This window comes from Cellulomonas sp. P5_C6 (assembly GCF_054049635.1).
The window spans coordinates 1-9,929 of record NZ_JBFULZ010000151.1 but is presented as its reverse complement, the minus strand read 5'-3'; the positions used below and the strand labels follow the sequence as shown (position 1 = coordinate 9,929).

Annotated in this window: 11 protein-coding genes and 1 pseudogene; 9 read left to right on the top strand and 3 right to left on the bottom strand. The window is 73.8% G+C overall.

Annotation, left to right across the window (positions count from 1 at the left end; translation table 11 throughout):
- Window positions 1–407, bottom strand: a pseudogene (locus ACXJKG_RS15490) (ABC transporter ATP-binding protein); the annotation flags it as partial.
- A 134-nt stretch (window positions 408–541) separates the two neighbouring features.
- On the opposite strand from ACXJKG_RS15490, the gene guaA reads away from it, so the two are divergent.
- From guaA to ACXJKG_RS15470, 4 genes are all read left to right on the top strand, one after another.
- Window positions 542–2,122, top strand: coding sequence for a glutamine-hydrolyzing GMP synthase (guaA, locus tag ACXJKG_RS15485; RefSeq protein WP_456846639.1), 1,581 nt, complete (start codon window positions 542–544; stop codon window positions 2,120–2,122).
- A gap of 32 nt (window positions 2,123–2,154) precedes the next feature.
- Window positions 2,155–2,547, top strand: a complete 393-nt coding sequence (locus ACXJKG_RS15480) for a DUF3817 domain-containing protein (RefSeq protein ID WP_456846638.1) — start codon at window positions 2,155–2,157, stop codon at window positions 2,545–2,547.
- A 51-nt stretch (window positions 2,548–2,598) separates the two neighbouring features.
- Window positions 2,599–3,750, top strand: coding sequence for a glycosyltransferase family 4 protein (locus tag ACXJKG_RS15475; RefSeq protein ID WP_456846637.1), 1,152 nt, complete (start codon window positions 2,599–2,601; stop codon window positions 3,748–3,750).
- Window positions 3,751–3,905: 155 nt separating this feature from the next.
- Window positions 3,906–4,430: an aromatic ring-opening dioxygenase LigA gene (locus tag ACXJKG_RS15470; RefSeq protein WP_456846636.1), complete on the top strand. Its 525-nt coding sequence runs from the start codon at window positions 3,906–3,908 to the stop codon at window positions 4,428–4,430.
- 65 nt (window positions 4,431–4,495) lie between these two features.
- On the opposite strand, the gene ACXJKG_RS15465 is transcribed toward ACXJKG_RS15470, so the two are convergent.
- Both ACXJKG_RS15465 and ACXJKG_RS15460 read right to left on the bottom strand, forming a co-directional pair.
- Window positions 4,496–5,209 carry a hypothetical protein gene (locus ACXJKG_RS15465; RefSeq protein WP_456846635.1) on the bottom strand — a complete coding sequence of 238 codons (714 nt, stop codon included), beginning with the start codon at window positions 5,207–5,209 and terminating at the stop codon, window positions 4,496–4,498.
- Complete coding sequence (locus tag ACXJKG_RS15460; protein WP_456846634.1) at window positions 5,209–6,642, bottom strand: PspC domain-containing protein; 1,434 nt, start codon at window positions 6,640–6,642, stop codon at window positions 5,209–5,211. The genes ACXJKG_RS15465 and ACXJKG_RS15460 overlap by 1 nt, the downstream gene beginning before the upstream one ends.
- Before the next feature lie 136 nt (window positions 6,643–6,778).
- On the opposite strand from ACXJKG_RS15460, the gene ACXJKG_RS15455 reads away from it, so the two are divergent.
- The 5 genes from ACXJKG_RS15455 to ACXJKG_RS15435 all read left to right on the top strand — a co-directional run.
- Window positions 6,779–8,083 carry a PspC domain-containing protein gene (locus ACXJKG_RS15455; protein ID WP_456846633.1) on the top strand — a complete coding sequence of 435 codons (1,305 nt, stop codon included), beginning with the start codon at window positions 6,779–6,781 and terminating at the stop codon, window positions 8,081–8,083.
- Window positions 8,080–8,736 carry a LuxR C-terminal-related transcriptional regulator gene (locus tag ACXJKG_RS15450; protein ID WP_456846632.1) on the top strand — a complete coding sequence of 219 codons (657 nt, stop codon included), beginning with the start codon at window positions 8,080–8,082 and terminating at the stop codon, window positions 8,734–8,736. Before ACXJKG_RS15455 ends, ACXJKG_RS15450 begins: the two co-directional genes overlap by 4 nt.
- A complete protein-coding gene (locus tag ACXJKG_RS15445) occupies window positions 8,733–9,155 on the top strand; it encodes an NUDIX hydrolase (protein ID WP_456846631.1) in 423 nt (140 codons plus the stop codon). The genes ACXJKG_RS15450 and ACXJKG_RS15445 overlap by 4 nt, the downstream gene beginning before the upstream one ends.
- 24 nt (window positions 9,156–9,179) lie before the next feature.
- Window positions 9,180–9,722: a DapH/DapD/GlmU-related protein gene (locus ACXJKG_RS15440; protein ID WP_456846630.1), complete on the top strand. Its 543-nt coding sequence runs from the start codon at window positions 9,180–9,182 to the stop codon at window positions 9,720–9,722.
- Window positions 9,723–9,756: 34 nt separating this feature from the next.
- Window positions 9,757–9,929 (top strand): SDR family NAD(P)-dependent oxidoreductase (locus ACXJKG_RS15435; RefSeq protein ID WP_456846640.1); only part of this gene is annotated, 173 nt, incomplete at its 3' end.

The following is a 9,929-nucleotide window of genomic DNA, read 5'->3' as shown; positions in this document are numbered from 1 at the left end:
TCGTTGGCGACGGCGGACACGACCTCGCCCGTCGGCAGCTCCGAGGTGATCGCGTGGCCCGACCGCGACACCGTCTTGCCGACCAGCTGCGAGGACGTGAACGCCGCACGCAGCCAGTTCGCGATGTCGTAGCGGTGGCCGATGGCCGACGTCGTGATGACCACCGCGCCCAGGGCGAGCAGCGTGCCGCACGCCCGCCAGAGCTCCGGCCCGAAGCCGTGCGCCAGACCGTCGTCGATCGCGTTTCCGACGACGTACGGGGTGAACGCCTGCGCGGCGAACATGACGATGCCCAGCCCGACCGCGGTCAGGAGGATCCCCCACTGCCGGCGGGCCAGCCACCAGAGCAGCGCCGTGGGCCCGCTCAGAGGCGGGGTGCCAGGGTCGTCGAGCGGGAGGGAACGCATGAGGAGCAACGTTACGGGGCGGTACCGACACTCCTCGAACCGTTTTCCACGGCCCCCGGGGGACGGGGCGGAGGAACGGACCGGACGGACGGGCACAGGACGGACGAGGTCCCCGCGCCGACTACCCTGAGGGCGTGACGCAGACGCCTGACCCGGCCGCCACCACCCACCGCCCCGTGCTCGTCGTCGACTTCGGCGCCCAGTACGCCCAGCTGATCGCGCGACGCGTGCGCGAGGCCAGCGTGTACTCCGAGATCGTGCCGCACACGGCGTCGGTCGCGGACCTGCTGGCCAAGGACCCCGCGGCGATCATCCTGTCCGGCGGCCCGTCCTCGGTGTACGCCACGGGCGCCCCGTTCGTCGACCCGGCCCTGTTCGAGGCCGGMGTCCCGGTGCTCGGCATCTGCTACGGGTTCCAGGCGATGGCCGCCGCGCTCGGCGGGACCGTCGCGCAGACCGGCCAGCGAGAGTACGGCGGGACGGCCGTCGAGGTCACGTCCGCCGGGACCGTGCTGGCGGGCAGCCCGGACTCGCAGACCGTCTGGATGAGCCACGGCGACGCGGTGCACGCCGCGCCCGAGGGCTTCGAGGTGCTCGCGACGTCGTCGGGAAGCCCGGTCGCCGCGTTCGAGGACCGGGCCCGCCGCCTGTACGGCGTGCAGTGGCACCCCGAGGTCAAGCACTCGCCGCTGGGCCAGAAGGCGCTCGAGAACTTCCTGTACGAGGGCGCCGGGCTGACGCCCGACTGGAACGCGGGGAACGTCGTCGCGGAGCAGGTCGAGAAGATCCGCGCGCAGGTGGGCACCTCGCGCGTGATCTGCGGGCTCTCCGGGGGCGTCGACTCCTCCGTGGCGGCCGCACTCGTGCAGAAGGCCGTCGGCAGCCAGCTGACCTGCGTGTTCGTCGACCACGGGCTGCTGCGGTCCGGCGAGGCCGAGCAGGTGGAGAAGGACTTCGTCGCCGCCACGGGCGTCCAGCTCAAGGTCGTCGACGCGCGCGAGCGGTTCCTGCACGCGCTCGCCGGGCACACCGACCCCGAGACCAAGCGCAAGATCATCGGGCGCGAGTTCATCCGGGTGTTCGAGGACGCGGCGCGCGAGATCGTGGAGCACAGCGACGACGAGGTGAAGTTCCTCGTGCAGGGGACGCTCTACCCCGACGTCGTCGAGTCCGGCGGCGGCGAGGGCGCGGCCAACATCAAGTCGCACCACAACGTCGGCGGGCTTCCCGACGACCTGCAGTTCGAGCTGGTCGAGCCGCTGCGCACCCTGTTCAAGGACGAGGTCCGTGCGGTCGGCCTGGAGCTCGGCGTGCCGGAGGGCATCGTCTGGCGCCARCCGTTCCCGGGCCCCGGCCTGGGCATCCGGATCATCGGCGAGGTCACGGCCGAGCGCCTCGACATCCTGCGGGCCGCCGACGTCATCGCCCGCGAGGAGCTGACGCGCGCCGGCCTGGACCGTGACATCTGGCAGTGCCCCGTGGTGCTGCTGGCCGACGTGCGGTCGGTGGGCGTGCAGGGCGACGGCCGGACCTACGGGCACCCGGTCGTGCTGCGGCCGGTGTCGTCGGAGGACGCGATGACCGCCGACTGGACCCGCCTGCCGTACGACGTGCTGGCGACGATCTCGACCCGGATCACCAACGAGGTGCCCGAGGTCAACCGCGTGGTGCTCGACGTGACGAGCAAGCCGCCGGGCACGATCGAGTGGGAGTGACCTCGGTGACGAACGACGAAGGAGCAGCACGCGTGAGCGAGACGGTGACCGGCGTGGACCCCTGGGTGCGCAAGGCCGCGGGGGCCACCAAGCGCTACCGCGTGCTGGCGTGGATCACCGGCACGATGCTGCTGCTGCTCTGCCTCGAGCTGATCCTCAAGTACGTGTTCCACGCGGGCGGCGTCGACGCGTCGGGCCACCCGAACCCCGTGATCGGCGCGTGGGTCGCCTATGCGCACGGCTGGATCTACGTCGTGTACCTGGTCACCGTGTTCGACCTCTGGTCGAAGATGCGCTGGCGGCTGGGGCGCCTGGCGACGATGGCCGCCGCGGGCGTCGTGCCCGTCATGTCGTTCATCCTCGAGCGCAAGGTGCACGCTCAGGCGCTCGCGCGGATCGAGGCCGCGGGTGGCGCACGCGGGTGACGTGGCCCGGATCGTGAACGCTCGTCCAGTTCGCGTGATTAGGGTGTGCGCGTGCTGATCGTCCATGTGTCCGACTGCTACGCGCCGCGGACCGGCGGGATCGAGTCGCAGGTCGGTGACCTCGCGGCGCGCCAGGTCCTGGCCKRCCACGACGTGCACGTGCTCACCGCCACGCTCGGCGAGGGCGGCGAGCGCGGGGGCGTCGTCGACGTCGAGAACGGCGTGCAGGTGCACCGGCTCGGTGCGCGCCTCCCGTTCGACCTGCCTGTGAACCCCGTCGGCCCCCGGCTGATGCGCGAGGCGTTCGAGTCCCTGCGGCCGGACGTCGTCCACGTCCACGCCGGAGTGCTGTCGCCCTTCGCCTACGACGGCGCGCGGATCGCGCTCGACGCCGGCCTGCCGACCGCGATCACGTGGCACTGCATGCTCGACGGCGTCGTCGGCACCCTGCGGACCCTGGTCCGCCACACGCACTGGCAGCGCACGCCGGCCGCGCTCTCGGCCGTCAGCCACGCCGCCGCCGCACGGGTGCAGCAGGTGTTCGGCGCCGAGGTGACCGTCATGCCCAACGGTCTGGACCTGGATCTCTGGGCACCCAAGAGCTTCTCGGAAGGCCGCGGGCGTCCGGGGGAGCACGGACCCCTCCGGCTGGTCTCCACGATGCGTCTCGCTCCCCGCAAGCGGGCCGTCCCGCTGGTCGAGCTGGTGGGAGCGGCCGCGCGTCGGCTGCCGCCGGACCGTCTGCGCCTGTCGATCATCGGCGCCGGCCCGGCGCAGGGTCGGGTGGCGTCAGCGGTGGCGGGGCAGGGGCTGCAGCACCTGGTGGAGCTGCGCGGCCGGCTGACCCGGCCGCAGGTCAGGGCCGCGTACGCCGACGCCGACGTGTTCCTCGCCCCGGCCGAGCTCGAGGCCTTCGGGATCGCCGCCCTCGAGGCCCGCACCGCCGGGCTCGCCATCGTCGCGCGCCGGGGCACGGGGATCGCCGAGTTCGTCGAGGACGGCATCGACGGGCTGCTCGTCGCCGACGACGCCGAGATGACCGAGGCGATCGTGCACCTCGCCCGCGACGGGCGCCTGCTCGAGGGGATGCTCACGCACAACCGCGCGGTCCGCCCGGCGTTCGGCTGGGACGACGTGCTCGGAGCCGCGGAGGCCGAGTACGCCCGCGCACGGGCGGCGCGCGCACTCGCCCGAGAGTTCTGACAAATCACCCTCTTTCTCCCCTAGAGTCGCTGGTGTTGGGCGCTTTAGTCATGGGCCGCTCGCGGCCCGCCGGGTCCTGGGGGTTCGGGCCCGTCCTGTGGGGGTTCGGAAGGGGAAACATGGCTACGACAACAGGCAGCCCGAAGACTGTCCGAGTGCTCGGACTGATCACGATCATCTTCGGGATCGTCTTCATCATCGCGGGCGGCGTGACGTGGGGGGCGGTCTCCAGCAACCTGGCGGCCGAGAAGATCACGGTGTCCGACGACGCCCAGGCCTTCGGCGGCCAGCTGGTCGACACGCCGTGGGAGGCCTGGTTCCAGGCGGACATCATCAACACGCACGCGCTCGAGGCGTCGGGCGGCAAGACGTACGCCGAGCTGCCCCAGGACGACCCGACCCGGCAGACCGTCATGACGGCATCGTTCCTGCGAGCCTCGCTGTTCACCTCGGTCGTCGCCTTCGGCGTCGCGCTGCTGGTGGTCGGCATCGGTGTCGTGCTGATCCTCATCGGCTGGGCCTTGCGGAAGGCTGCAGTCCTCAACGGAGGGGTGGTGACCGAGCCGGTCGCCCCGGCGAAGGCCTACCCCGACCCGATCCCGACCGCTGCTCCGGCGGCACCCGCGGCGCCGACGACGACGTCGACCCCGCTGCCGCCGCCCTCGGGACCGACGGCCTGACACGACCGGACGCGACGTCCGAGCCCYRGGGCTCGGACGTCGCGTTCGTCGTCTGTGGTGTGCGTTCAGCGGCGAGCGGCGCGCGCCCCGCTGACGATCGAGCCGACGAGCAGCGCCGTGCCCGCGACCGCGAGCAACAGGATCATCGCGAGCTGCAGGTCGATGGCGACCCCGGCGGCCCACGCGAGCAGCCCCACGCCGATCGCCGCGATGACGAGTCCCCAGACCACCGTGCCGACGCGGAGCCGGCGGCGGGGCGGGTCGACCGGGGCCGGCTGGACGACCGGGGCGTCGTCGCTCGGCACGTACGCGTCGGTGGGGTTCGTCGGCGCGTACCCGGTCGTCGCCGGCGGCGTGTAGAGGGCGCCGATCGGGGACGTGTACGCCGCGGGCTGCGGTGAGCCGACCGGCTCGGTCGCCGCGACGCGCGGGTCCTCGGTGACCGGGAGAACCGCGGTCTCGTCGGTCGGCGTGGCCGGGACGACCGGCGCCTCGTCTGCCGCGGCGACCTCGAGCACGGCGGCGGCATCGTCGGCCGGCGCCTCCGGAACCGGGAGGACCGTGGTGTCGTCGGCGGACGGCGTCTCCGCGACGGGGAGGACGGCGGTGTCGTCGGCGGCCGGTGCCTCCGTGACGGTGAGGACCGTGGTGTCGTCGGCGGACTGCGTCTCCGTGACGGGGAGTGCCGTGGTCTCGTCGGCGGACGGCGTCGCCGTCACGGGCAGCGGCGTCGTCTCGTCGGTGCCGGAGCCGGCGCCCGACTTCTTCTCGGTGGCCATCAGTTCTCCTCGGTGATCGTGACGGTGCCGGCGCCGACCTGGACCTGCAGCGCGAGCTGCGGACCGCCGTCGTCGAGCGCGCCGGTCGTGAAGGTGCGGGGGTTGAGGCCGACGCCGTCGGCGCTCTTGTGCTCGCCGTCGACGTCCCAGGTGACGGTGCCGGCGCCGTTGTCGACGTCGGCCGAGACGCTGGCGTCGGACGGCACGAGGACGGTGAGGTCGCCGGCCGCGAGGGAGATCGGGACCGCGAGGGTGGTGGACGTCATGGGGACGTCGGACAGGTCGATCGTCACGTCGCCGAAGCCCATCGAGTAGCCGGCCGCGGCGTCGGTGCGGGAGGTCACGACGACGTCGCCGCTGGCGGCGAAGTCGTGCCGACCGTCCGAGGTCCAGATCCAGTGGTTGTTCTGCACCGCGCCGAGGGGCACGGCCACCAGGATGCCGATGACCGCGAGACCGCCCAGGCCTCCGCTGGTCCGGCCGCGCAGGCCGGCCACGATGATGCCGAGGCCGCAGAGCACGATGCCGATGCCCAGCGCGGTCAGGCCGACCGGGCCGTCGAAGCTGCCGGAGCGCTCGGCGACCATGAGGACCGCGAGGCTGAGCAGGCTGAGCGCGACGACCACGCCGACCGTGCCGGCGCCGGCGCCGGGGGTGCGGGGGCGCGGCGGGCGCGGGTGGTTCTGCGGGCGCGGCGTGCGGACGGGCGGCGGGGGCGGGGTCGCCRACGGCTGCCAGCCCTGGGCGGGCGGTGCTCCGTACGCGGTGGTGGTGGGAGCCGGCGGGTAGGTCGCGGCGGGCGAGCTCGGCGGGTACGTCGCGGCGGGCGGGTACGTCGCCGCCGGCGGGTACGACGCCGCGGGAGCCGGGGCCGCGAAGGTGGTCGCGGAGGCCGGCGGCACGGGCGCGCCGTACGGGCCAGGCGCTACCGGCGGGCGCGGTCGGGACGGCTGCTGGTTGGCCACGACGATGATCAGCACGACGAGGCCGGCGACGAACGTGAGCCACAGGAGTCCCTGCACCCAGCCGGGAGGCCCCCAGAAGAAGAACCAGTTGTCCCCGCGGCCGAACCCGACGATGACGAACGCCAGGGCGCCGAGCAGCGCGATGTCGAACCGGCCGAGGATCATCTCCTCGACGTGGATGCGCCCGTCGCGGCGCTCGGGCAGCAGCGCCCAGGCGGCGCCGTAGGCGACCAGGCCGAGGCCGCCCAGCAGGAGCGTCGCGGCGAAGATCCCGCGGACCAGCAGGGGGTCGAGGCCGAACCGGTCGGCCAGCCCGGCGCTGACCCCGCCGACCCAGCGGTCGTCGGAACGCGTGATGCCGAGGCGTCGGATGCCGGCGAAGAAGCTGTTCGACGTGTACGTCGGGCTCTGCGGCGGGGCCGTGGGGTCGGGTGCCGGCTCGGTGCCGGCGGGAGTGCTCGTGTCCATGCCTCGATCCTGGTCGCCCGGGCGGCCGCGCGGCATCGGGTGGTCCCCTGAGCGCACCCTGAACCTGTCGGTGCGCACCCCTGAACCGACCCCGGACCGCACCCCGGAGAGCCTGCGGGCGTGTGACGATCGGACCGTGACCCCGACCGAACCGCTGCTCGCCCGCCGACGGCTGCCGCTGCGCCGTCCCGCGCGCGGGCGCTGGTTCGGTGGCGTCGCGCTCGGGCTGGCGGCCCACCTCGACCTGCCGGTCGGGCTGGTGCGGCTGGCGTTCGTCGTCCTGACGCCGATCGCGGGCATCGGACCCCTGCTCTACGTGTTCTGGTGGCTGGCGGTGCCCGCGGGGGACCCCGCCGACGCGGCGCAGGAGGTGCGGCCGAGCACGCTGACCCGGCTGGCCCGCCGGCAGGCGCTCGTCGAGCCGGGGCGGCGCATCCCGGTGACCGACATCGCGATCGGCGGCCTGCTGGTCGTCGCCGCGGCGCTGCTCATCGCGGTCCGCTCCGGGGCCGACGTGCAGGTGGACTGGCTGCTGCCSGCGGCGATCGTGCTCGCCGGCCTCTGGCTGGCGTGGAGCCAGCTGGACGCCGTGCAGCGCGGACGGCTGCGGGACCGTGCCGGGGGGCGGACGCCCGTGAGCGTGCTGCGCGTGGCCGGCGGGATCCTGCTGGCCGGTGTGGGCGTGCTGCTGTTCGTCGGGCTGGCGTCGGGCGAGGGCGTCGACACGGCCACGCTCGCGCAGTCGATCGTCGCGGCGGTCATCATGCTCGGCGGTGTCGCGCTGGTGCTGACGCCCTGGTGGCTGCGGCTGGTCCGGGAGCTCGGCGACGAGCGCGCGGCCCGGGCGCGGGAGTCCGAGCGGGCCGACATCGCCGCCCACCTGCACGACTCGGTGCTGCAGACCCTGGCCCTCATCCGGTCGCGGTCCGACGACTCCGCCGAGGTGGCGCGCATGGCTCGTGCGCAGGAGCGCGAGCTGCGGGAGTGGCTCTACGACGACCGCCCCGCGCCGGGCACGTCGGTGGCGGCGGCCCTGCGCGGGATCGTCGCGGAGGTCGAGGACTCCCGGTCCGGGCCGTCCGGCGACCCGGTCGCGGTCGAGTCGGTGGTCGTCGGCGACCGCGTGCCCGACGCCGACACCGAGGCGCTGCTGCAGGCCACCCGCGAGGCGCTGGTCAACGCGGTCGTGCACGGGCGCCCGCCGGTGTCGCTGTACCTCGAGGTGGGGTCGAGCGAGGTCGAGGTGTTCGTGCGCGATCATGGCGACGGGTTCGACCTCGACGAGGTGGGCACCGACCGGTTCGGGGTGCGCGAGTCGATCATCGGGCGGGTGCGTCGTCGTGGCGGCACCGCGTCCGTCACCAGCAGCCCCGAGCGCGGGACCGAGGTGCACCTGGTGGTGCCGATCCGGACGCCGGACGAACAAGGAGCGCAGTCATGAGCGAGACGGTCGACGTGGTGCTCGTGGACGACCACCACATGTTCCGCACGGGCGTGAAGGCGTCGCTCGACGCGGGCGTCCGCGTGGTGGGCGAGGCGGACACGGTCGACGACGCGATCCGGCTGGTCCACGAGCTGAAGCCCCCGGTGGTGCTGCTCGACGTGCACCTGCCCGGCGGCGACGGCGGGGGCGGCGCGGAGGTGATCAAGGCCTGCGCCGACCTCCTGGGCGAGACCCGGTTCCTCGCGCTCTCGGTGTCCGACGCCTCCGAGGACGTGGTCGCCGTCATCCGCGCCGGCGCCCGCGGGTACGTGACCAAGGCGATCGACGGCACGGACCTGTCCGACGCGGTCCGCCGCGTGGCCGGCGGCGACGCCGTGTTCTCGCCGCGGCTGGCGGGCTTCGTGCTCGACGCGTTCGGTGCGGCGGCGGGCGACGTGGCCATCGGCGACGACGAGCTCGACCGGCTGTCCGCGCGCGAGCGGGAGGTCATGCGGCTCATCGCGCGCGGGTACTCCTACCGCGAGGTGGCCACCGAGCTGTTCATCTCGATCAAGACCGTCGAGACCCACGTCTCCGCGGTGCTGCGCAAGCTCCAGCTGTCGAGCCGGCACGAGCTGACCCGCTGGGCGGCGGCCCGGCGCCTGCTGTGACGGCGCAGCTGCGCGTCGCCGCGTACGCCGTGATCGTCGATGACGGTCGCGTCCTGCTCGCGCACTGGGTCGAGGGCGGGCAGTCCGGGTGGACGTTGCCGGGCGGCGGCATCGACCCCGGCGAGGACCCGGCCGACGCGGCCGTGCGCGAGGTGCTGGAGGAGACCGGCTACGACGCGGTCCTCGACGACCTGCTGGGCATCGACTCGCTGGTCATCCCCGCGAGCGACCGTCTGGACCCGTCCGCGGGGGACCTGCACGCGCTGCGGATCGTCTACCGCGCKCACGTCGTCGGCGGGGAGCTGCGCGACGAGGTCGACGGCTCGACGGACACCGCGGACTGGATCGACCTCGCCGACGTGGCCGCGCTCGACCGGGTGTCGCTGGTCGACGCCGGGCTCCGGCTGGCGGGGCACTAGCGGCCCATGGGGGAGGATCGGGGAGTGCCCGGCGACCGACTCATGCGCATCCACGGCCCGGAGTTCGAGGCCATGGCCGCCCGGGTCCTCAAGGTCACCGAGCTCACCTCGCGCCTCAACGTCCTGCCGTTCGACGACGAGGCGGGCAAGGCCGCGCTGCTCGAGCAGATCCTGGGCCGGCCGCTGCCCGCGCGGCTCACGATCTACCCGCCGTTCTACACGGACCACGGGCTGCACCTCGACCTGGCCGAGCGCGTCTTCATCAACCAGGGCTGCACGTTCCTGGACTACGCCGGGATCCGGATCGCCGAGCGCGTGATGATCGGCCCGAAGGTCACGTTCATCACCGGCGGTCACCCGGTCGACCCCGCCGAGCGCAGGCTGTACCTGACGGGCGCCCCGATCGACGTGGCGGAGAACGTGTGGATCGGGGCGGGGGCGACGATCCTGCCCGGGGTCAGCATCGGGCGCGACGCCGTGATCGCCGCCGGGGCGGTCGTGGCCGACGACGTGCCGGCGGCGAGCCTGGTGGCGGGCCCGAAGGCCACCGTGCGTCGTCGCTGGTGAGGGTTGTACGGTAACGACATACCGCGCGGTCGGTATGCAACGGCAGTTCTCGACGAAGGGACCTCCTGTGACCGACCCCCGCACCGCCCTGGTGACCGGCGGCGCCCGCGGCATCGGCGCCGCGACCGCGCAACGGCTCGCCGCCGACGGGTTCCGCGTGGCYGTCCTCGACCTGCGCGAGCAGGACTGCGCCGCGACCGTCGACGC